A 595-nucleotide genomic window follows, 5' to 3' on the forward strand; every position below is an offset into this window, starting at 1 on the left:
CCGCGCGGTGTCGATGAGGCAGGTCACGAGGTCCCCGTTGACGTACGTCTCCTTCCAGCTCGGATGGGATCTCGGCACGAACCGCTCGCGGTAGTCGGCGAGGCCCTTCGGCTCCGTGGCGGTGGCCCGCAGGACGGTCATCCGGTCGCCGCGGTTGATGTCCATGGCCGCCGCGATCGGGCCGAGTCCGTGCATCGCGTAGAACGACGCGGTGCTGCGGGTGTGCCACAGCCGCCGCCAGGAGTCGGTGTAGTAGGTGTCCGAGAACAGCAGGGCCCGCAGATCGTGCAGGTAGCCGCCGTGGCCGTTGGTGATCTCGCCGAACAGGCCGTCGTGGGCCATCTTCAGCATCGCCAGCTCGTTGCGGCCGTAGTTGCAGTTCTCGGAGAGGATCAGGTGCCGGCGGGTGCGTTCGCTGGTGTCGACCAGGTCCCACAGCTCGTCCAGCTCGGTGGCGACGGGCAGTTCGACGAGGGCGTGCTTGCCCGCCAGCAGCGCGGCGCGGCCCTGCTCGTGGTGGAACTCCCACGGGGTGGCGATGTAGACGAGGTCGATGTCGTCCCGGCGCAGCATGCGCTGGTACGCGTCGGCCGAG

Annotated in this window: 1 protein-coding gene; it reads right to left on the bottom strand. The window is 69.1% G+C overall.

Going from position 1 to position 595, the window contains the following annotated elements:
• The coding region (locus tag CCN42_RS40380; RefSeq protein WP_158102211.1) for a Gfo/Idh/MocA family protein at window positions 1-595 on the bottom strand (595 nt) is incomplete at both ends.

This window comes from Streptomyces glaucescens (genome assembly GCF_002154375.1).
GTDB lineage: Bacteria > Actinomycetota > Actinomycetes > Streptomycetales > Streptomycetaceae > Streptomyces > Streptomyces glaucescens.